Annotated in this window: 22 protein-coding genes; 12 read left to right on the forward strand and 10 right to left on the reverse strand. The window is 73.4% G+C overall.

Features of this window, described 5'->3' with window-relative positions; translation table 11 throughout:
- Positions 1–116 precede the first annotated feature (116 nt).
- The 3 genes from B0I28_RS11055 to msrA all read right to left on the reverse strand — a co-directional run bounded on the left by B0I28_RS11055 (position 117) and on the right by msrA (position 2,189).
- Positions 117–773, reverse strand: coding sequence for a hypothetical protein (locus B0I28_RS11055; protein ID WP_106363858.1), 657 nt, complete (start codon positions 771–773; stop codon positions 117–119).
- Complete coding sequence (locus B0I28_RS11060; protein ID WP_106363859.1) at positions 770–1,558, reverse strand: hydroxypyruvate isomerase family protein; 789 nt, start codon at positions 1,556–1,558, stop codon at positions 770–772. Before B0I28_RS11060 ends, B0I28_RS11055 begins: the two co-directional genes overlap by 4 nt.
- Positions 1,559–1,634: 76 nt before the next feature.
- Positions 1,635–2,189 carry a peptide-methionine (S)-S-oxide reductase MsrA gene (gene msrA / locus B0I28_RS11065; RefSeq protein WP_106363860.1) on the reverse strand — a complete coding sequence of 185 codons (555 nt, stop codon included), beginning with the start codon at positions 2,187–2,189 and terminating at the stop codon, positions 1,635–1,637.
- Positions 2,190–2,575: 386 nt separating this feature from the next.
- Between msrA and B0I28_RS11070 the strand changes: the two genes are divergently transcribed.
- The 3 genes from B0I28_RS11070 (at position 2,576) to B0I28_RS11080 (ending at position 4,373) form a co-directional block, all read left to right on the forward strand.
- Positions 2,576–3,205, forward strand: a complete 630-nt coding sequence (locus B0I28_RS11070) for a hypothetical protein (RefSeq protein ID WP_146148042.1) — start codon at positions 2,576–2,578, stop codon at positions 3,203–3,205.
- Positions 3,206–3,268: 63 nt separating this feature from the next.
- On the forward strand, positions 3,269–3,703 hold the full coding sequence (locus tag B0I28_RS11075; RefSeq protein WP_106363862.1) for a universal stress protein: 435 nt from the start codon (positions 3,269–3,271) through the stop codon (positions 3,701–3,703).
- A 133-nt stretch (positions 3,704–3,836) separates the two neighbouring features.
- Entirely contained in the window at positions 3,837–4,373 is a 537-nt protein-coding gene (locus B0I28_RS11080; RefSeq protein ID WP_106363863.1) for a DoxX family membrane protein, read from the forward strand.
- A 54-nt stretch (positions 4,374–4,427) separates the two neighbouring features.
- Here B0I28_RS11080 and B0I28_RS11085 read toward each other — a convergent pair whose 3' ends face one another.
- From B0I28_RS11085 to B0I28_RS11095, 3 genes are all read right to left on the reverse strand, one after another.
- Positions 4,428–4,940, reverse strand: a complete 513-nt coding sequence (locus tag B0I28_RS11085) for a flavodoxin family protein (RefSeq protein ID WP_106363864.1) — start codon at positions 4,938–4,940, stop codon at positions 4,428–4,430.
- Between the two features lie 118 nt (positions 4,941–5,058).
- Positions 5,059–7,695 (reverse strand): pyruvate, phosphate dikinase, encoded by a 2,637-nt coding sequence (ppdK, locus tag B0I28_RS11090; RefSeq protein ID WP_106363865.1) that lies wholly within the window; start codon positions 7,693–7,695, stop codon positions 5,059–5,061.
- Between the two features lie 43 nt (positions 7,696–7,738).
- Entirely contained in the window at positions 7,739–8,101 is a 363-nt protein-coding gene (locus B0I28_RS11095; RefSeq protein ID WP_106363866.1) for an ArsR/SmtB family transcription factor, read from the reverse strand.
- 108 nt (positions 8,102–8,209) lie between these two features.
- Between B0I28_RS11095 and B0I28_RS11100 the strand changes: the two genes are divergently transcribed.
- From B0I28_RS11100 to B0I28_RS11130, 7 genes are all read left to right on the forward strand, one after another.
- Positions 8,210–9,727 carry an NAD(P)/FAD-dependent oxidoreductase gene (locus tag B0I28_RS11100; protein ID WP_106363867.1) on the forward strand — a complete coding sequence of 506 codons (1,518 nt, stop codon included), beginning with the start codon at positions 8,210–8,212 and terminating at the stop codon, positions 9,725–9,727.
- Positions 9,728–9,821: 94 nt separating this feature from the next.
- Complete coding sequence (locus B0I28_RS11105) at positions 9,822–10,235, forward strand: arsenate reductase ArsC (RefSeq protein ID WP_106363868.1); 414 nt, start codon at positions 9,822–9,824, stop codon at positions 10,233–10,235.
- A 38-nt stretch (positions 10,236–10,273) separates the two neighbouring features.
- On the forward strand, positions 10,274–10,669 hold the full coding sequence (locus B0I28_RS28615; RefSeq protein ID WP_245888940.1) for an ATP-grasp domain-containing protein: 396 nt from the start codon (positions 10,274–10,276) through the stop codon (positions 10,667–10,669).
- Between the two features lie 120 nt (positions 10,670–10,789).
- Complete coding sequence (locus B0I28_RS11115) at positions 10,790–11,449, forward strand: TetR/AcrR family transcriptional regulator (RefSeq protein WP_106363869.1); 660 nt, start codon at positions 10,790–10,792, stop codon at positions 11,447–11,449.
- A complete protein-coding gene (locus tag B0I28_RS11120; RefSeq protein ID WP_106363870.1) occupies positions 11,446–12,111 on the forward strand; it encodes a VC0807 family protein in 666 nt (221 codons plus the stop codon). Before B0I28_RS11115 ends, B0I28_RS11120 begins: the two co-directional genes overlap by 4 nt.
- Positions 12,104–13,600, forward strand: a complete 1,497-nt coding sequence (locus tag B0I28_RS11125) for an FAD-dependent monooxygenase (protein WP_106363871.1) — start codon at positions 12,104–12,106, stop codon at positions 13,598–13,600. The genes B0I28_RS11120 and B0I28_RS11125 overlap by 8 nt, the downstream gene beginning before the upstream one ends.
- Positions 13,597–14,013 carry a nuclear transport factor 2 family protein gene (locus B0I28_RS11130; RefSeq protein ID WP_106363872.1) on the forward strand — a complete coding sequence of 139 codons (417 nt, stop codon included), beginning with the start codon at positions 13,597–13,599 and terminating at the stop codon, positions 14,011–14,013. Before B0I28_RS11125 ends, B0I28_RS11130 begins: the two co-directional genes overlap by 4 nt.
- Positions 14,014–14,060: 47 nt before the next feature.
- On the opposite strand, the gene B0I28_RS11135 is transcribed toward B0I28_RS11130, so the two are convergent.
- The 4 genes from B0I28_RS11135 to B0I28_RS11150 all read right to left on the reverse strand — a co-directional run bounded on the left by B0I28_RS11135 (position 14,061) and on the right by B0I28_RS11150 (position 19,584).
- Complete coding sequence (locus B0I28_RS11135) at positions 14,061–15,347, reverse strand: FAD-binding oxidoreductase (RefSeq protein ID WP_106363873.1); 1,287 nt, start codon at positions 15,345–15,347, stop codon at positions 14,061–14,063.
- A 53-nt stretch (positions 15,348–15,400) separates the two neighbouring features.
- Positions 15,401–16,237, reverse strand: a complete 837-nt coding sequence (locus B0I28_RS11140) for a helix-turn-helix domain-containing protein (protein ID WP_106363874.1) — start codon at positions 16,235–16,237, stop codon at positions 15,401–15,403.
- Between the two features lie 116 nt (positions 16,238–16,353).
- On the reverse strand, positions 16,354–16,926 hold the full coding sequence (locus B0I28_RS11145; RefSeq protein ID WP_106363875.1) for a hypothetical protein: 573 nt from the start codon (positions 16,924–16,926) through the stop codon (positions 16,354–16,356).
- Positions 16,927–16,983: 57 nt separating this feature from the next.
- Complete coding sequence (locus B0I28_RS11150) at positions 16,984–19,584, reverse strand: helix-turn-helix transcriptional regulator (RefSeq protein WP_106363876.1); 2,601 nt, start codon at positions 19,582–19,584, stop codon at positions 16,984–16,986.
- A gap of 121 nt (positions 19,585–19,705) precedes the next feature.
- Here B0I28_RS11150 and B0I28_RS11155 point away from each other — a divergent pair, with 121 nt between their 5' ends.
- Together B0I28_RS11155 and B0I28_RS11160 are read left to right on the forward strand one after the other, a co-directional pair.
- A complete protein-coding gene (locus B0I28_RS11155; RefSeq protein WP_106363877.1) occupies positions 19,706–20,179 on the forward strand; it encodes a DUF1579 family protein in 474 nt (157 codons plus the stop codon).
- A gap of 55 nt (positions 20,180–20,234) precedes the next feature.
- On the forward strand, positions 20,235–20,834 hold the full coding sequence (locus B0I28_RS11160; RefSeq protein WP_106363878.1) for a dihydrofolate reductase family protein: 600 nt from the start codon (positions 20,235–20,237) through the stop codon (positions 20,832–20,834).
- The last annotated feature ends 12 nt before the right edge of the window (positions 20,835–20,846 follow it).

Here is a 20,846-nt window from a genome sequence, read left to right on the forward strand (position 1 = left end):
GTTGAACGCCCGCTCGTGGCCACTCCACCGCTCCTTCTCATCCGGAGCTTCGATTATGCCTTACACGATCGGCCCCGATCCGATACCGGAAGCGCGCATCCCCGAGCGCGGATAGGTCAGTCCGCCGTGAGCGCGCGCCGCAGGGCCTTCGCGGCGCTGGCGGGCCCGGAGACGACCGGGAGGCCGAGGGCTTCGGCGAGCGGACCGGCGGCCGGCGCCAGCGAGTACTGGGCCAGGAAGACCGCGTCGTGCGCCGCGGTGTGCGGGCGGCAGGCTTCGACCAGGGCGGCGACGAGTCCTTCGTGGTCCTGGTTCCCGGTGGCGGCCATGGCTTCCGGGACGGCGAGGCCGGTGAGCGCGGGGCCGTCCGGGCCGAGGGCGGCGCCGAGGCGGGCGACCGAGTCGTCGCGGCCGTTCGCGAAGGAGGCCACGACGAGGACCCTGCGGTAGCCCGCGTCCGCGATGTCGGCGAACGCGGCCTCGTCGGGGGCGAGCACCGGCTTCTGGGAGGAGCGTCCTTGGGCCACAGGGCCGTAGAGGGAGCAGGTGAGGAGGACGCCGTCGGCGCCGCCGTCCAGGGCGTACGCGATGAGGCGCTCCATGCGCGAGCGCAGCTCCGCGTCGAGGCCGCCGCGGGCGTCGGCGTCCGGCAGGAGGCGGTCGTCGAGGAGGTTCCAGACCTGCGCGCCGGGGAAGTCCGCAGCGAGCGCGTCGCGGGCCGGGGCGATGGCAGCGGTGACGGCGCTGATCAGGGCGATCTTCGGGGCGCTCATGCCGTGTACTCCCGCATCCAGCCGAGTCCGGCGAGCGTGGTCGTGCGGGGCCGGTACTCGCAGCCGATCCAGCCGGTGTAGCCGGATTCGGCGACGGCCGCGAAGATCGCGGGCCAGCCGATCTCGCCGGTGCCGGGCTCGTTCCGCGAAGGGGGGTCGGCGATCTGGAGGTGGAGGATCCGGTCCTGGAAGCGCCGGAACGCGGTGATGAGGTCGCCTTCGTCGATCTGCAGGTGGTAGAAGTCCAGCAGCAGGCCGACATGCTCGGTGCCGACGGCCTCGGCGACGTCGGCGGCCTGCTCCTGGGTGTCGAGGATGAACCCGGGCGCGTCGCGCTTGTTCTGCGCTTCGAGCAGGAGGCGCACGCCGGTCCCGGCGGCCTGCGCTGCGGCCCAGGCGATGTTGGCGACGTACTGGGCGAACGCGCGGTCCCGCGAGACCCCGTCGGGGATGAGGCCGCCGACGACGTGCAGGAAGGGCGCGCCGAGCGCGGTCGCGTATTCGAGGCCGCGCAGCACGCCGTCGCGGTACTCCCCCACGTGGTCGGGCAGGCACGCGAGGCCCTGGCGGGTGGGCGATCCGGGCGGTCCCATCGGGGTGTTGACGAGGACCTGCTCCAGGCCGTTGTCGGCGAGGAGCCGCGCAAGGTGCGCGGCCTCGTACTCGTACGGGGAGGGGTATTCGACCGCGGTGAACCCGGCGCTCGCGGCGGCCTCGAAGCGCGCTTCGAATTCGTGCTCGGTGAACAGCCATTTGAGGTTGGCGTCGAACCGGAGAGTCGGCATGGAAATACTATAGCGCAGCATCGAATAGTGCAGCGGCGACCGCATCGCGGCCCCGCTGCACCGCCGCCGCGTCCCGTCAGTCGGTGGTCGCGGTGCGGGCGGGGAGGACCCAGCCCGGGCGCGGGAAGTGGCAGGTGTAGCCGTTCGGGTAGTTGAGCAGGTAGTCCTGGTGCTCGGGCTCCGCCTCCCAGAACGGGCCGGCCGGCTCGATCGTGGTGACGGCCTTGCCCGGCCACAGGCCCGAGGCGTCGACGTCGGCGATCGTGTCGCGCGCGGTCCGCTCCTGCTCGGGGCTGAGCGGGAAGATCGCCGACCGGTAGCTGGTGCCGAGGTCGTTGCCCTGGCGGTTCAGCGTGGTGGGGTCGTGGATCTGGAAGAAGAACGCCAGCACGTCCCGGTACGTGGTCTGCGCCGGGTCGAAGACGATCTCGACCGCCTCGGCGTGGCCGGGGTGGTTGCGGTAGGTCGCGTGGTCGTTCGTGCCGCCGGTGTAGCCGACGCGGGTCGCGAGCACGCCCGGCTGGCGGCGGATGAGGTCCTCCATGCCCCAGAAGCAGCCGCCGGCCAGCACGGCCGTCTCGGTGCCCGGGTTGCTGGTGATCGCTCCGGTGTCGGTGATACCGCTGGTCATGGCGGGTGCTCCTTCATGCTCGTGGTCGCGGACGGGCGTCACTGGGCACAACATTCCCGGGACCGGATTTGGTCCCGCACCCCCGGAACGCTCCGTGTGACCGCTGTCGCAGCCTCCAGCAGGGCTGCCGCTGCGGACTCCCGGGCGGCGGAACACCGGCAAGACACCGGCAGGCGCTCGAAGCGGGCCCCCGCGCAAGGCGCTCGCCCGCTAGCGTCGATCCCGTCTCATCCGCCGCGGCGGTCCCGCGAACCATGTCCGATCCCCCGGAGCGAGCACTTGACCATCCCTCTGCACAAACCGCCTTCAGCCGCCCGATCCGCGATCGGGGCGTGCGCGTGACGGCGTACCACCGGGGTTTCGATCCGGAACTCGACACGCGGCCCGTGATGCACTCGCAGTACCTGCGCCCTGAAGAAGAGGTCCTGTTCGTGTACGGCGCGTCGCCCGCGAACGCGGCCTACGACGTGCGGGACCGGCAGCGGAACGGGAGCCCGAAGCGATCCGCCGCCCTGTCCGCGCTGAAATGGACGCTGCTCGCCTTGATCCGGCTGTTCGTCAAGCTGGTCAGATTCGCCATGCACCCCTACTACTCATCAGGGGAGGTCAAAGGCGTCGAGCCGGTGACGGTCTCGGGCATGCAATCCGACTGCCGGGCCGCGAAACTCGCGGACGCCGCGCGCGGCAGGACCGGCGTCTGGATCCTCACCGACCAGCGCTTCGCGTTCGTCGAAGTCCGGGACCGCGACCAGCGAGCCGCAGCTTCGGCATCGACCAAGGAGGACCTGGACGACCTGAAGCGGCACATCGGCCGCCTCCCCGGCGAGTGGACCGACTTCCAGCAGGACCGGCAGCTCGGCCCCGTGGACGCCGCACCGGTCTTCGAGCTGACCTCCGACCAGTACCACGACCGCGGTCGAGACCGGCGGAAACCCAAGGGGTCCAAGGAAGGCGTCTTCCACCTGCTCGAATTCGCCGACGGCTCCGGCATCGCCCTCGGCATCGACAGCCCCTGACGGTCCGGCGGCTGCTCCGGCTTTGCGACCCCGACCGGCCGGGCTCGGGGCTACGCTCGGGCTGTGGAAGCGGCACAGGAGAGGGTCGTCGTCGGCGTCGACGGCTCGGAGGCTTCGGTGGGGGCGCTGCGGTGGGCGATCCGGTACGCGGAGCGGACCGGCGCGACCGTGGACGTGGTCTACGTGTGGCAGGTGCCGGCGCTGTACGGAGACCCGGTGCGCGTCCTGCGCGGCGACCGCATCGCCGAGGCCGCTCAGGAGGCGCTCAGAGCGACCGTCGACGGGGAGCTCGGCGGCCGGACGTCACCGAAGGTCCGGTGCATCCCGCAGGGCGGCTACCCGTCGCAGGCCCTGGTGGAGCGGTCGGCCGCGGCGGACCTGCTCGTCGTCGGCAACCGCGGCCTGGGCGGTTTCAAGGGCGTGCTGCTCGGATCGGTGAGCCTGCGCTGCGTCGCCCACGCCGCCTGCCCGGTGGTCGTGGTCCGATCACCCGACTGAGCCTCCGACCGCGCGAGGGGACCTTGGTCCCCCCGGGTTCCGCCCTGCGGCCCCTCGAAGACGGCTCTGATCTGCGATTCCATTGGGATGTCACCGGATGGAACTTCCGGTGCGAACCGCGATTGGAGCCGTCATGACCACCTCTCCCGCAACCGAATCCACGATCACTCCGGCGGCCGCCGCCCACCACCGCGTCGACTACGTGTGGGCCGTCCTGCGCATCGCGCTCGGCTGGGTCTTCCTGTGGGCCTTCCTGGACAAGACGTTCGGCCTCGGTTTCGCCACCGAGCGGGACGCCTCCTGGCTGAACGGCGGCAGCCCCACAGAGGGCTTCCTGTCCTTCGGTACCAAGGGCCCGCTCGCGGACTTCTACCAGGGCATGGCCGGATCGGCGTTCGCCGACTGGCTGTTCATGGCGGGCCTGCTCGGCATCGGCCTCGCGCTGGTCCTGGGCATCGGGATGCGCATCGCCGCCGCCGCAGGCGCGCTGCTGCTGGTCCTCATGTGGTCGGCCGCGCTGTGGCCGGAGAACAACCCGTTCATGGACGACCACCTCGTCTACGCCGGGCTCCTCATCGGCCTCGCCATGACCCATGCAGGCGACACGCTCGGCCTCGGCAAGGCCTGGGCCGCAACCGGAATCGTCGCCAGGAACCCCTGGCTCAAGTAGCACGGCGCACGGAACGGGCCGCGACCTGAGGTCGCGGCCCGTTCCGTGCGCCGTTCACCTCGCCATCGCGAAGGCGGCGGCGCCGACCTCGGCCGCCCAGAGGCGGGCCCGCCCGAACTCGCCCGCGGCCACCGGGCCGAGGGTCCCGTCGACGAAGAAGCTCACCGGCTCGCCCAGGACCCGGAACCCGGCCCGGCGCAGCCGCCGGGTCGCGGAGCGGGCCGCGGACCCGGTGAAGTGCCGGTCCACCCGGGTGTCGAAGGCGATCGCCTGGACGCCCGCGGGCGCCTCGACCGCTTCGAGCCACTCGCGCAGGCCGATCTGCGTCGAGACCAGTCCGTCGGGCGCCTTGAGCGCCGCCTCGGCGCGGGTCGAGGGGCGGCTCAGCGAGAACGCGTGGGTGGGCCCGCCGACGACCACGAGCCCGATGCCCTCGTCGAGGACCAGCGGGGCCTCGCCGACTTCGTACACGTCGACTTCCATGCGCTCGGCCAGCTCCGCGGCGACCGCCTGGGCCACCTGCCGGGTGCTGCCGAACATCGATTCGTAGATCACTGCGGCTCGCATCTCGTCCGCCTTCCTTCTCTCTTCTGGGTCTGGAACGGTCGCGGGGCCCGGCCCCGGTGCCCGGGCCGGGCCCCGCCCGGACCCCTCGCGGGGCCCGGAGCGTGGAACACGCCGCGGCTCACCTGGTGTCGGCCTCGCCGGTCTTCGCGGCCGCGGCCGCCCGCCCCGCTTCCAGGCGGGCGACGGGGACGCGGAACGGGGAGCACGAGACGTAGTCCAGGCCGGTCCGGTCGAAGAACCGCACCGAGGCCGGGTCGCCGCCGTGCTCGCCGCAGACGCCGACCGGCAGGTCCGGGCGCACCGCGCGCCCCTCCTCGACCGCGATCGAGACGAGGCGGCCCACGCCCTCCTCGTCGAGCACCTCGAACGGGGAGTCGGCGAAGACGCCCTTGGCGAGGTAGACGGGGAAGAACGAGCCTTCGACGTCGTCGCGGGAGAAGCCCCAGGTCGTCTGCGTCAGGTCGTTGGTGCCGAACGAGAAGAACTCGGCGTGCGCGGCGATGCGCCCGGCGGTGAGGGCCGCGCGCGGCAGCTCGATCATGGTGCCGATGCGCACGTCGAGGGCGATGCCGGTCTCCGCGGCGACCTCGTCGAGCACCCGCCGGATCTCCTCGCGCACGAGCTCGAACTCGGCGGTGCCGCCGATGAGCGGGACCATGATCTCCGGGCGCGGGTCGGCCCCGGCCCTGATCCGGGCCGCGGCGGCGAGGGCGACCGCGCGCACCTGCATGGCGGCGAGTCCGGGCACGGCCAGGGCGAGGCGGACGCCCCGCAGGCCGAGCATCGGGTTCTGCTCGTGGAGGCGGCGCACCGCCGCCAGGAGGCGCACGTCGTCCGCATCGGCCTCGCCGCGCTCCTCGGCGAGCGCGACCTTCACCGACAGGTCGGTGAGGTCGGGCAGGAACTCGTGGAGCGGCGGGTCGAGCAGGCGGATGGTGACCGGCAGGCCGTCCATGGCGGCGAGGATGCCGGTGAAGTCCCCCAGTTGGATCGGGAGGAGCTCGGCGAGCACGGCGTCGCGCTCGTCGTCGGAGACGGCGGTGACGAGCCGTTCGATGAGGCGGCGGCGCTCGCCGAGGAACAGGTGCTCGGTGCGGCACAGGCCGATGCCGTCGGCGCCGAAGCGGCGGGCCCGGGCGGCGTCCTCGGGGGTGTCGGCGTTCGCGTGGACGCCGAGGCGGCGCCGCTCGTCGGCGTAGACCATCATGCGGGCGACCGCCTGGACGACGGGGTCGGAGCGGCGCTGCTCGCGCGTGAGGCGCCCCTCGAAGTACTCCACGACCGGGGGCGAGGCGACCGGGACGGCGCCGAGGTAGACCGCGCCGGTGGCGCCGTCGATGGAGAGGGTGTCGCCTTCGCGGACGACGATGCCGCCGGGGGCGGTGAACTGCTTGCGGGCGTAGTCGATCTGGAGGTCCTCGGCGCCGACGACGCAGGTCTTGCCCATGCCGCGGGCGACGACCGCCGCATGGGAGGTCTTGCCGCCGCGGCTGGTGAGGACGCCGGCGGCGGCGATGATGCCGGGCAGGTCGTCCGGGCTGGTCTCGCGGCGCACCAGGATGACCGGCCCCGGGTGCCAGGCGCCGTCGGAGTCGAAGACGGCGGCGCCGACCGCGGCGCCGGGCGAGGCGGGCACGCCGACGGCGACCGGCTCGGGTTTGGCCTCGGGGTCGAACTGGGGGAACATGAGCTGCGCGAGCTGCTCGCCAGTGACGCGGCCGAGCGCCTCCTCGACGCTGATGCGGCCCTCGTCCACAAGTTGGAGGGCGATGCGGAAGGCGGCCGCGGGGGTGCGCTTGCCGATGCGGGTCTGGAGCATCCACAGGCGGCCGTGCTCGATGGTGAACTCGATGTCGCACAGGTCGCGGTAGTGCTCCTCCAGGAGCGCCATGATGCGCCGCAGCTCCCTGTAGGAGGCGGCGTCGAGGCGTTCGAGCTCGGCGAGCGGCACCGGGGTGCGCACCCCGGCGACGACGTCCTCGCCCTGGGCGTCGGTCAGGTAGTCGCCGTAGACGCCCGGGGCGCCGGTGGCGGGGTCGCGGGTGAAGGCCACGCCCGTGCCCGAGTCGGGTCCGAGGTTGCCGTAGACCATGGCCATCACATTGACGGCGGTGCCCAGGTGCTCGGGAATGCGCTCCTGGCGCCGGTAGACGCGGGCGCGGTCGGAGTCCCAGGAGTCGAAGACGGCGCGCACGGCCATGTCGAGCTGCTCGCGGGGGTCCTGGGGGAAGTCGATGCCGGTGGCGGCCCGGACGATCCGCTGATAGGCGGCGACGAGGTCGCGCAGGGCCGCGGGGTCGAGGTCGACGTCGCGTTCGGCGCCGTTGAACCGCTTGGCCTCGGCGAGCGCGTCCTCGAACCGGTCGGCCTCGATGCCGAGGACGGTGGTGCCGAACATCTGGATGAGCCGCCGGTAGGAGTCCCACGCGAAGCGCTCGCCTCCGGCGGCGGCGAGGCCGTGCACGGAGTCGTCGTTGAGGCCGACGTCCAGGACGGTGTCCATCATGCCGGGCATGGAGAACTTCGCTCCCGAGCGCACCGACACCAGCAGCGGGTCGGCGGGGTCCCCGAGCCGCTTGCCGCGCTCGGCCTCCAGGCGCGCCAGGTGCGCGTCGATCTCGTCGTCGAGGCCGGGCGGCTGGTCGCCGGTGGCGAGGTAGCGGCGGCACGCCTCGGTGGTGACGGTGAAGCCGGGCGGGACGGGCAGGCCGAGGTTCGTCATCTCGGCGAGGCCGGCGCCCTTGCCTCCCAGCAGGTCCTTGTGGTCCTTGTCGCCTTCGGCGAACGCGAACGGCGCGTCAGCAGCAGCCGTTGTGCTCGGCGGGGTTGGAGAGTCCCGCGAGGGCGCGCAGGGGCGCGGCGAAGGCGTCGCAGCACAGAGCGTAGATGTTGCTGCGGCCCTTGGGGGTCACGGTGACCAGGCCGAGGTCGCGCAGGGGTGCGAGGTGGTGGGAGACGAGGGTCTGGGCGAGGCCGGTGGCGTCGGTCAGCTCCCGGACGGTCCGCGGGCGCTCCGACAGCAGGAGGACTATGGCGAGGCGGTTCTCGTCCGAGAGGGCTTTGAACTGGGGGGCGAGGTCTTTGGCGTGCGCGATCACGGCCTCGTCCGAGCGGTCCGCGGCGGTCACGTCGGTCAGGGTGAGTTCGATCGTGCGGCTCATACCGTCTAGTAAACCACAGAACTTGCTATCAACAGCAAACACTGATATTAGTTAGGGGTGTTGATGTGATCGCGACCGGCGCGACCCGCTGACCAACGAAGGATCACCATGTCCCAACTCCAATCGCACCCCGTCTCCACCGTCGCCGTGATCGGCGCGGGCCCGGTCGGCCTGGCCGCGGCCGCCCACCTGCTTGAGCGCGCGCTGACTCCGATCGTCCTCGAAGCCGGGGACGGCCCCGCCGACGCGGTCCGCCAGTGGGGGCACGTGCGACTGTTCTCCCCGTGGCGCTTCGACGTCGACTCGGCCGCCCGCAGGCTGCTCGAATCGCACGGCTGGGCCGCGCCCGACCCCGACGGCCTGCCCACCGGCGCCGAGCTCATCGACGCCTACCTCGCCCCGCTCGCCCGGACCCCGGAGCTGTCGCCCCATATCCGCTACGGCACGAAGGCGGTGGCGGTGTCGCGCCTCGGCGTCGACAAGACCCGCACCATCGGCCGCGAGGGCCGCCCGTACCTCGTTCGCACCCGCACCACTGCGGGCGCGTGGTCGGACCTGATCGTGGATGCGGTCATCGACGCCTCCGGCACCTGGGGCCGGCGCAACCCGCTCGGCGCACACGGCCTCGCCGCGCCAGGTGAGGACCACGGGGCGGCGTGGTCGGTCGGGCCGCTGCCGGATGTGCTCGGAACCGAGCGGGACCGGTTCGCGGGCAAGCGGACCCTCGTGGTCGGCATGGGCCACTCCGCCGCGAACACCCTGCTCAACCTCGCGCAGCTGGCCGAGCAGGAGCCGGAGACCGCGGTCGCCTGGGCCATCCGCGGCGACTCCCCGGCGCGGCTGTACGGTGGCGGGTCGGCCGACGCGCTCCCCGCCCGCGGCACCATCGGCACCCGCCTGCGCGGACTCGTCGAATCCGGTGCGATCGAACTGGTCGCCGGCTTCACCATCGACCGCTTCGAGCCGGGACCCGGCGGCTCGGTGTCTGTCGTGGGCGAGGTCGGCGGCGTCGAGCACGTCATCGAGACCGACCAGGTCGCCGCCGCGACCGGGTTCCGCCCCGACCTGGAGATGCTGCGCGAGATCCGGCTCGACCTCGACTCGACCGTCGAAGCGCCCTCGAAGCTCGCGCCGCTGATCGACCCGAACTTCCACTCCTGCGGCACCGTGCCCCCGCACGGCGAAGCCGACCTCGCCCAGCCAGATGAGGGCTTCTACCTCGCGGGCATGAAGAGCTACGGTCGCGCGCCGACCTTCCTGCTCGCCACCGGCTACGAGCAGGTCCGCTCCATCGCCGCCGCCCTCGCGGGGGACCGCGAAGCCGCCGACGCGGTCGAACTCGACCTGCCCGAGACCGGCGTCTGCTCCTCCAGCCGGTCCCTCGACGCCACCTCGATCGCCGAAGCGGGGGAGGCCGGCGGCTGCTGCGGCACCGCCGCCGGCGCCGACAGCGGATCGGGCTGCGGGACGGGCGAGACCGCCGCGACCGGAGGATGCGGGACGGCAGCGCCCGAACCGGTCACGATCGGCTCCCGCGGCCTCGCCACCGGCGTCCTGCACGGGCACTCGGGCGAGCGCCGCGAACTCCCCCAGCTCAAGGCGAGCGGCGGCGGGTGCTGCGGCTGATCTCTTCAGGGCCGGAGACGCCGTGGTCTCCGGCCCGCTCGTCCGTCTACGCTCGGTGTGCCCCGCGCACGCCGCCTCGACCTTGGAGGATGACATGACCGAGAAGCCCTCGGTGCTCTTCGTCTGCGTCCACAACGCCGGCCGCTCCCAGATGGCCGCCGGGTGGCTCGCCCATCTCGCGGGCGGCCGGATCGAGGTCCGCTCCGCCGGGTCGGCGCCCGCCGACCAGGTCAACCCGGCCGCCGTCGCGGCGATGAACGAGGTCGGGATCGACATCTCGGCCGAGTCGCCGAAGATCCTCACCGTCGACGCCGTCGAAGCCTCCGACGTGTGCATCACCATGGGCTGCGGCGACGCCTGCCCCGTCTTCCCCGGGAAGCGGTACCTGGACTGGAAGCTCGACGACCCTGCGGGCCGAGGCGTGGACGCCGTCCGCCCCATCCGCGACGAGATCAAGGCGCGCGTCGAAGCCCTGATCGAGGAGCTGCTGCCCGGCGACGACCTCTGAACCGCCTTCATGATGGGTCCGAATCCGAGGGAGGCCCTGTGACCGCGCTGCTGCTGTGTTCCGACCAGCTCGCCCCCGCCCGGTCGCGGCGACCGGTCTTCGCCGGGCACACCCCGGCCAGCGTCCACACCTCCGACCTCGACGCGATCGAAGACTGGCTGCCCGGGGCCGCGGCCGAGCTCGGCGCCGAGGCGGCGATCGTCGAGGACTTCGTCAAGTCCCGCAAGGACGCCTGGGACACCGCCTGCTGCATCCCCGACCTCGCCGGCCTCGACCGCGCGGTGGCGGCGCTCGGATGCCGGTTCGTCACCACCGACCTCGCACGCCGGTCCGACGGCGTCTGGCGCGTCATCGAAGTCGGCGACGGCCAGGTCAGCGACTTCCCTGCGGGCGCCGACATCGGCCCACTGGTCAAGGCACTCACCGCCGCCTGATGCGCAGCGCTCGAAACGCGCACCATCGCCAGGTCTCGTGAACGGATGCCGTGCGCGGGTCGGGCGGTTCGGCGGACCCGGCGGTTGACAGGGGTAGCTCAGTTGAGCTACTGTCAGCTCATGCAAGCTGATAAGAGCTCAACTGAGCTGACCGTGACGGAGGCGGCCCGCCGCACGCAGATCGTGGCCGCGGCCATCGAGACCGTCGCCGAGCTGGGGTACGCGCGGGCGTCGTTCGCGAAGATCGCCGACCGGGCGGGCCTGAGCAGCACCAGCCGCATCTCCTACCACTTCGCCGGCAAGGACGACCTCCTGCGCGCCTGCGTCGCGGAGATCACCGGCGTGGCGACCGAGTTCATGCGGCCGCGCATCGACGCGGCCGCCGGGTACGCCGCGAAACTCCGCGCCTACATCGAATCGAACCTCGACCTGCTGGTGGAGCGGCCCGCGCACCTGCGGGCACTGGTGGAGATCCTCCGGAACGTGCGCGACGCCGAGGACGGCCTGGGCGAGGCGGCCCTCGCCTCCCGCACGCGCCTGTTCGCCGAGCACCTGCGCGCGGGACAGGAGGCCGGGGAGTTCGGGGCGTTCGACCCCGAGGTGCTCGCGCTGGCGATCACCGGCGCCATCGACGCGTTCGTCGGCGCTTCGCATGACAGTGCCTCGCACGACGGCACCGCACCAGACGACGCGAACGGCGGCATCGACCTGCGCCGCGCCGGGACCGAGCTGGCCGACGCGTTCGAGCGGGCCGTCCTGGCGAATGGAGTGCGGCGATGAGCGAGGTCAGGAACGAGCCGGGCGTGAAGGAGGGCATGCGCGCGCTCCTGCGCCGCAACGCCGCCACCGTCCTGTTCGACCTGCTGCTGCCGATGGCCGCCTACTACGGCCTCCGCGCCGCCGGGGTCGGCCAGTGGTGGGCGATGATGGCCGGGATCCTCGTGGTCCTGCCGCGCGTGGCCCACCAGCTCCTCACGCGGCGCCGCTTCGACGTGATGGCGGCGTTCACGCTCAGCGTCATCGTCTTCAGCCTCGTGATCGGCCTGCTCACCGACGACCCCCGCGCCCTCGCGGTCCGCGAGGGCTGGGTCGGCTCGCTGCTGGGCCTGTTCGGCGCCTGGATGATCGTGAGCGTCGGGATCGGACGCCCCGCGCTCATGGTCCTGGGCCGCGGCATCGCCGAGACCAAGACCGGCGCGGCCGGGGCCGCCAAGTGGGCGGCGCGCTGGGACCACGACCGGCGCTTCCGCCACGGCATCCGCGTGCTCACCGCCGTTTGGGGGACCCTGCTGCTGGCCGCCGCCGTCGCGAGCCTCGTCCTCGTCTACACGCTGCCGGTCGACCTCATCGCCGCGGTCTCGAACGGGACGTACTGGGCGATCCTCGCCGCGGCGCTGGCGTTCCACCTGTACTACACGAAGAAGGTCGATCTCCGTGCCTGAGCATGCGGACGTCCTGGTCGTCGGGGCGGGCCCGACGGGCCTGGCCGTCGCCGCCGAACTCGCGCTCGCCGGGATCGGGGCCGTCGTCCTCGACGCGCTCCCGGAGCGCTCGGGCCAGTCGAAAGCGCTTGCGCTGCAACCGCGCTCGGCCGAGCTGCTCGACGCGCGCGGCTGGCTGGACCCGCTGCGCCCGCACGTGCACGCACTCCTCCCCCGCGGCCACTTCGCGGGCCTGCCGCTCGACTACTCGGTCCTGGAGACCCCGTTCCCGCACCAGATCGGCGTCGAGCAGGCCCGCATCGAGGAGGTGCTGGAGCAGCGGATCGCGGAAGCCGGTTCGCCGGTCCGGTGGGCGCACGCCTGCACCGCGGTGCGCCAGAGCGCCGACGGCGTCGCGGCCACGGTCGAGACGCCCACGGGCGCAACGGAGATCACCGCCGACTACCTCGTGGCGGCCGACGGCGCGCACAGCGCCGTCCGCCGCGCCCTCGGCGTCCCGTTCCCGGGAAGGGCCGCGCGGATGCGCATGGCCGTCGCCGACATCACCCTGGCGCGCAAGCCCTCCGGCCTGGCCGACGAGTGGGCGCCGCCGCAGTTCGGCGGCGGCGGGTTCGGGTACCTCCTGCCACTCGGCGACGGCGTCTACCGCGTGCTGTTCGGCGGCGAGGAGCAGCAGGCGCTGGACCGGACCGTGCCGGTCACGGCCGCGGAAGTGCAGCGTGCCCTGGAAGCGGTGCACGGCGGCGACGTCGCGGTCGCGGCCGTGCGATGGGGTTCGCGGTTCAGCGACGCCTCGCGCCAGGTCGAGCGCTACCGGCACGGGCGCGTCCTCCTCGCCGGGGACGCCGCGCACATCCACCTCCCCGCAGGCGGCCAGGGCCTCAACCTCGGCCTCCAGGACGCGTTCAACCTCGGCTGGAAACTCGCCGCCGCGGTCCGCGGATACGGTTCAGAGTCACTATTGGACACCTACCACGACGAGCGGCACCCGGTCGCGGCCCGGGTGCTCGTCAACACCCGGGCGCAGGGCGTTCTCACCATTCCCGACACCGACCTGCTCGCGCTGCGGGAGGTCGTGGGAGACCTGCTCACGGAACCGGACGCCAACCGGCGCATCGCCATGGAGGTCTCGGGCCTCGGCATCCGCAACCCCGTGCTCGGGGCCGCACCGCATCCGCTGCTGGGCGCGCGCCTTCCGGCCGCGCTCGCCGCCGAGGCGGCCGGGCCGCTGCGATCGGGCCGGGCGGTGCTGATCGGCCCGGAGCCGCTCGGCGAGGCCGCCGCGCCGTGGCGCGGCCGCGTCGAGCACGTCCCGTCCGCCGCGAGGGCCGGGCTGCTGGCCCGCCCCGACGGCTACATCTGCTGGGCCGCCGCCGGACCGTACGACGCCGCCGGGCTCGACGCCGCGCTGGCGCGCTGGTTCGGCCGACCGGACACCGAGGCGGCCATGTACCGCCGCAACGAAATTCGAGAGGAACCGATCCGATGAGCACCTCGACCCCCGTGCAGACCGTGGAACGCCTGTTCCCGCTCCTCGCGGAAGGAAGGACCGCCGAGGCGGCGGCCCTGTTCGCCGACGCGGTCTCGTTCTCGATCCCCCACCCGCCGGACGTCCCGTGGGTGCCCGAAGTGGACTCGGCGGAGGGGATGCGGGCCTTCTTCGAGCTGCTGGGCGAGCATGTGCGGCCCAAGCAGATGGACGTGCGGCGGATCGTCGCGGACGGCGAGGACGTGGTGGTCCTGGGGCGCATGGTCTCCGAGGTCAAGGCGACCGGCCGGGACATCGACACCGCCTTCGCCCTGCACCTGACCGTCCATGAAGGGCTCATCACGCGGTACTGCCTCTACGAGGACACGCTCGCCGTCGCCGAGGCGTACCGCGACGAGCCGCCCAGGGCCTGACCGCGTCGACTCCAATGAGGACGGCCCCTCCCCCGCCGGAGCGGCCGTCACAGCGACTGCGGGAACGCGAAGCACCGGTCGGGGTCGTAGCGGCGCTTGACCGCGCGGAGCCGGTCCAGGTTGGCGCCGTGGTACGCCGTCGGCCAGTCCTCCAGGCGCAGGTCGGGGAAGTTCGGGTAGACGCGCTTCGAGCTCTCGGCATAGGCGGCCGCCCAGGACGCGTCGAGCCACGGGTCGGCGGTCGGGGCGACCAGCTGCAGCATGAACCGCTCGCCGCGGTGGGCGAACGCGGTGGCGTCGGCGGGCACGCGGCCGTACGCACCGCCCATGGCCGTGAAGTTGAGCCGCCGCCCGCCGCTCAGCGCGGCGGTGAGCGCATCGATCGTGGCGGGCCGCAGCGGACGCGAGAAGAACGCCGACCGCGAGCGCGGGATGGCGCCGCTCGGGGCGTCGAGGTCCTCGAAGGAGCGCTTGAGGCGGTGGAACGGCATGCCGCCCTGCACGTCGGCCTCCGGTGCCGCTCCGACCGCATCGCAGAACCCTTGCAGCAGTTCGCGAGTGGTGGCTTCGTCCAGGAGCGAGGCGCCGAACAGGACGGCCTCTTCGCCGAGCGCGAGGTCGGCGGTGACCGCATCGGGCGCGTCCGGGGCCCACTCCTGCCAGGCGGCGATGAGGTCCGCGTGCGGCGGCCGTCGCCAGCGCAGGGCGAACCGGGTCGCGATCGGTTCGGGCACGGTGTCGAAGGCGAGTGAGACGACGACGCCGAACTGGCCGCCGCCCGCGCCGCGCAGGGCCCAGAACAGGTCGGGTTCGCGTTCGGCGTCGCAGTCGACGGTGCGGCCGTCGGCGAGGACCACGCGGGCGGCGACGAGGCGGTCGCTGGTGAGGCCGTGGACGCGCCCGAGGAGGCCGATGCCGCCGCCGAGCGCGAGGCCCGCGATGCCCACGGTCGCACCGCAGCCGGCCGGGATCGTGCGGCCGCGGGCGTGGAGCGCGGTGTACACCTGGGCGAGGCGGGCTCCGGCGCCGACCTCGGCGCGGTCGCCGTCGAAGGCGATGTCCCGGAGGCGTTGGAGGTCGAGGACGATCCCGGTGGTGGAGGAGCGGCCGGAGAAGCAGTGGCCGCCGCCGCGCGGGACGACCGGGGTGCCGGTGTCGCGGGCGTACGCGAGGCCGCGGGCGACGTCGGCGGCGGAGGCGCAGCGGATCACGAAGCGGGGCCGGGCGTCCTGGTGGGCGGGGTCGACCGGGCGTCGGGCGGTGTCGTAGTCGGGGTGGCCGGGGGCGACGAGGTCGCCGTCGAGCGAGCGCCGGAGGTGCGCGAGGTCGTTCACGGCACCGACATTATCGGCGCTTCACGCCCGGGGCTTGAACGATTCGGGCGTCCTCACCACCGCGGGGGCGGGAGGGCGCGGGTGGCGAGGAACGGCCGGAAGGAGGCGGCGTGGTCGTGGCCGCAGCCGCACTTGTCGATGCTGCCGTGGAGGAGCGATCTGGGGCTGACGCCGGTGAGGCGCACGCATTCGCGCGTGAGGTGGGCGTGGTCCGCGTAGCCGGTGTCGGCGGCGAGCCCGGCGATGCCGTCGGCGTCGCGGCGGCCGCTCGGCGCGGCCCCGGCCTGGGCGAGGGCGAGGAATCCCTGGAACCGGAGCGTCCGCTGGAGTGTCTTGGGGCCCATGCCGATCGCGCCGAGGCAGCGGCGCCGCAGCTGGCTGGGGGAGATCGCCAGTCGGTCGGCGAGCGTCCCTATCGGGACGGGGTGCCAGGGCATGAGCCGCCGCACGGCCTCGCGCATGAGCGGGTCGAGGACCGGGGCGGCCCGGAAGACTTGCAGCAGATGGGATTGCACGTCGGCGAGCGCGGCTTCGGCGGTCGGGGCGCCGGCGGTCTCCTCGGCGAGGCGCTCGGCGGTGGCGCCCCACAGCGACGTGAGGTCGATGCGCTGGTCGACGAGGTCGTCGAGGACCTCGGGGAGGGGCGGTGCGGTGCCGGGGTGGAAGCGCACGCCGACCAGGACGGTATGCGGGGGCAGGACTTCGAGGCTGGGGCCGGTGAGCGGCCCGAGGAGGCGCGGTCGGCCGCCGATCGGGAAGTGGAGCTCCACTCCCCCGGTCGGCAGGTGCCGCTGCGCGTAGGCCGCGGCGCCGGTCCGCTGAATCCAGACGGTCCGCACCACCGCCGCCAGCGCGGCGACGGGTGCCCGTTCGACGTAAGACTCGTCCACGTTCGGAGGCTACACCGCGCCACCATGGCATTTGGCGGGTGGCTCGGATGAGCTGCTATCAGCTCAGTTGAGCCAACTCGGCTCGCCCCTCCGGGTCGACCGCGGTCGGGGCGTTCTCAGTCGATGGTCGTGCCCGGGTCCGCGGTGTCCGCCGAGTGCGCCGTGTCCGTTCGACCGGTGCGGCGGATCAGCTGGAGGGGCAGCAGGACCACGGTGTAGTACGCGACGGCGAGCAGCAGTCCGATGAGGTAGCCCAGCAAGCCGTAGGACACCGACACCAGCCTCGGGCCGTCCGCGGAGAACCCGTCGAGCCACACGTCCGCGGCCAGCGCGGCGCCCTGCGCGTCGACCGCGTACATCGCGAGCTCGGCCAGGCCCATGGCGACGACGGCGCCGAGCGCCCCGAGGAACGGGAGGACGAGCCATCGCCGCTTCATCGACGCCATCGACAGGTCGCGGTTCCGGCGCCATGTGAGCTCGACGGTCGGAAAGAGGCTCACCACGATGGGGGCGAGCACCATCAGCCAGCTCACGGGGTTCTCGCCGTACAGGTCGCCGAACGCGGCGACCAGCCCGCATCCGCTCGCCAGCGCGCAGATGACGCCGACTGCGACCGCCGGCGTGCGGCCGTAGGCCGCGAGCCGGGCGAGCGGCGTCGCCCCGCCGGGGCGGAACCTGGGTGCGGTCATGGCGCGATGGTACCGGCGCCCCGCCAGGGCGCGGGAGGTCGATTCGGCGGGGTTTCGCTAGCGCCGCTCGACGGTGGCGAGCTGGGTCCGGTTGGCGATGCCGAGCTTCGCGTACGCGTGCGACAGGTGGGTCTTGACGGTCGCGCGGCTCATGAACAGCTTCCCGGCGATCTCGGGATTGGTCATCCCGGTGATCGCGAGTTCGACCACGCTCACTTCGGTCGGCGTCAGGCTCGCCCAGCCGCTCGCGGGCCGGGAGCGGCGCCCGCGCGCCCGCCTGGCGTACGCGACGGCCTCCTCAAGCTCCATCGACCGCCCCTCCCGGCGGGCCTCCGCCTCGCCGGGGACGTCGAGTCCGGATGCGGCGAGCCCGATCTCCTCGCGCGCCCGGTCGCAGGCGCCGAGGAGGCGGGCGGCCTCCAGGCCGGAGCCCGACGCATCTGCCAGTGCCGCAAGGTGTTCGAGGCTGCGCACGCAGCCGAGGCGCAGGCCGTGCTCGGCGCGGATCGCGAGCGCTTCGTGATGGGCCTCCTCGGCCCGCTTCGGATCGGGCGCGAGCTCGCCCGCGGCCTCGAACGCGTCGGCGAGGAGGCCGGGCATGTCGAGGTCGCGGCCGGCGCGCATCGCCATGTCCACGTGGGCGTTCGCGGCCTCGCCGGGCCCGAGCGCGCGGGCCAGCCCGAGCCGGGCGTCCGGGGCCAGGAGGTGCTCGGAGATCCCGCCCGGGTTCGCGAGGTCCCGCTCGTACCAGTGCCGGGCCCGCTCGCGGTCGCCCGCGTCGAGGTGGAGGTCGCCGACGCAGGTGAAGAACCAGGGCACGAACGGCGGCGGTTCGACGTTCGCGTCGGTCTGGAGCAGCAGCTCCAGTGCGTCCCACGAGTCCTCGGGGCGTCCCGCCCACCGTGCGATCCGCGCGATCGCGATGCGCGCCATGCCGATCCGGTGGAAGTCGCCCAGCGGCTCGGCGAGCGCAAGGGACTCGCGCGCCCGCTCGTCGGCCCGGCGCAGGTCGCCGCCGAGCGCCGCGCTCACCGCGAGGATCCCGCATGCGGTGGAGGCGACCTCCCGGTCGCCGCGCGCGGCCAGGCCTCGCATGCCCTCCTCCAGGAGCGCCGCGGCCCGCGCGTGGTCGTCGCGGCGGTGATGGACCATGCCGAGGAGGACGTTCGCCGCGTCGTGGACGAAGCCGTCGCCGAGACCGGCGGCGCGCTCCCGGGCCTCGGCCGCCATCCGCTGGGCCGCTTCGAGATCGTCGTAGAGCCGGTCGATCGCCGTCAGCAGCAGCGCGAGGCAGGCCGAGCGCTCCTCCCCCGCCGCTTCAGCGAGTGCGAACGCCCGGGCGGCGAGCTCGCTGCCCTCGCGCCGCTCGTTGGTGTCGGCGACCAGGGCCGTCCCGGTCAGCAGCCGCGCCTGGAGCGCGGTCCGGTCGCCTTCGCCGAGGTGCGCGGCCCGGCGCAGGAGCGCCAGCCCCTCGCGGCCGCGGCGGCTCGAATGCCAGAACCACGGCAGCTCGGCCGCCAGCTCGCGTCCGAGGGAGGGGTCCGGTCGCGACAGGCCCCAGCCGAGGGCGGCATCGAAGTTCTCGTACTCGGCTGCGACCGCGGCCCGCCACGCGTCCTTGTCGGTGTCGATCAGGTCCCGCCACGACCGCACCAGTTCCAGGCATGCCTCCAGGTGGCGGTCGCGGGCCGCGTCGATCGCACCGGCGGCCTCAAGCCGCTGCTCGGCGAATTCGCGGACTGTCTCCAGCATCCTGAACCGGGTCGCCGCGCCGCCGGTGTCCGCGACGAGCAGCGACTTCTCGACCAGGCTCCGCAGGCCCTCCAGCACGGGGGCGCGCTCCCCGCACAGCGTCTGGGCCGAGGCCGCGGAGAACCCTCCGCGGAAGACCGCGAGCCGCTCGAACAGTGCGCGGTCGGACTCCTGGAGCAGGTCGTAGCTCCACGCCATCGACGCCGCGAGCGTCTGGTGGCGGGCCGCCACGCCGTGCGGGCCGCGCACCAGGAGCCGGAACCGGTCGTCGAGGCCGTCCAGGATCTCCCGCGGCGACAGGATCCCCGACCAGGCCGCCGCCAGCTCGACCGCCAGCGGCATCCCCTCCATGCGCGCGCAGGCGGCGACGACCGCCGGGTCCTGCGCGGCGCCGAGGTCCCGGGACCGTTCGGCGAACAGCCGCACCGAGTCCTCCCTGCTCATCGGCGGCACCCGCCACACCGTCTCGCCCGGCAGCCGCAGCGGCTCGCGACTGGTGCACAGGACCGTCAGCAGCGGGCACCGCCGCAGCAGCTCCCCCACGACGTCGGCGGCGGCCTCGCGCACGTGCTCGCAGTTGTCCAGGCACAGCAGCGTGCGCCGGTCCGCGAGCCGGCCCGCGAGCACGCCGATCCCGTCCCGGTCGGCCGTCCGCAGCACCCCGAGCGCGGCCGCCACGAGTTCGGGGACGGCGAGCGGGTCGGCGGTCGCGGCCAGGTCGACCCAGTGGCGGTGCTCGAAGGCCGCGTCCCGGGCCGCGCGGAGCGCCAGCCGCGTCTTCCCGCTCCCGCCCGGACCGACCAGGCTGACCAGGCGCGACGACGCCACCGCGGCGCCGACCGCGCGGAGCTCGTCCTCGCGCCCGATGAAACCGGTGAGTTCGAGCGGGATCAGGCCATCGTCCATGGGATGAGTCTGCCACCCCTCCCGGCCGGTCGCCGATATCGGCCACCTGGCCGATTTTCCGGGCCGCCGAACCGACGAACATGGTCCTCAGCAGCGAGAACACCGAGATCGAGGAGTCGACATGAGCGACGAGCACCGGCCGATGCCGCTCGGCCCCGACCCCGCGCTGGCGGTCCTGGACCGGTTCGTGGGCGAGTGGGCCATGGAGGGGCGCACGCTCGGCTCCGAGGAGACGGCCATCAGGGGCCGCGCCTCCTACCGGTGGCTGCCCGGCGGCTTCTTCCTGGAGCAGCACGTGGAGCTGGACTTCGACGGGATGGTGCGGGTCGACAGTCTCGAGCTGGTCGGGTACGACCCGCGGTCGAAGACCTTCCCGTCGCGGGTCTACTCGAACATGTCCCCGCAGGACCTGCCCTACACCTGGTCGATCGAGGGGGACGACGTGACGATCACCGTCGCGCACGGCCCGCTCGACGCGACGTTCCGCGGCCGCTTCAGCGGCGGCGGCGACACCTTCGCCGGCGGCTGGCGTCCCAATCCGGGCGCCGACGAGGACGTCAACTTCCCGTACGACGTGAGCGGGCACCGGGTCTGACCCGGTCCGGTCCCGAACCGCGACGACACCGATGAGAACCGGAGCACTCAAGACAATGTCTGACACCAACGGCCGCAAGGTCATCGCCAATCTCTGCATCTCCCTCGACGGCCGCTACCACGGCCCCGGCGGACCCGCCGACTTCGGCACCTTCATTCCCTACGCGACCTCCGACACGGCCCGCGACCACATGGCCCGCATGGTCGAGCACGCCACGACCGCCGTCCTCGGCCGCGTCAACGCCGAAGGCTTCCTGGGCTTCTGGCCCTCGGTGGCCGGGAGCGAGGAGGCCGACCCGCGCGACCGCGCCTACGCCGAGTGGCTCGTGAACGTCGACAAGGTGGTCCTGTCGACCACGCTCACCGAGGCGCCGTGGGAGCGGACCACGATCGCGAACGCGCCCACCGCGGAGGTCGTCGCCGGCTTGAAGGCGACCGGCAGCGGCGACATCCTCGCCAACACCAGTCCCACGGTCATCAAGGCGCTCCTCGAAGCCGACCTGGTCGACCGGCTCTACCTGGTGGTGATCCCCGAGATCGTCGGCGGCGGCGAGCGACTCTTCGAGGACGGCCTGCCCGCCATGACCTGGGCCCTCACCGAGCAGCACACCGGCAAGCTCGGCGAGATGGCCCTGATCTACGACCGGGCCCGCTAGCCCGGGCCCGCG

The sequence above is a fragment of the Glycomyces artemisiae genome, from assembly GCF_003002955.1.
In the GTDB taxonomy this organism is placed as follows: Bacteria; Actinomycetota; Actinomycetes; order Mycobacteriales; family Micromonosporaceae; genus Glycomyces; species Glycomyces artemisiae.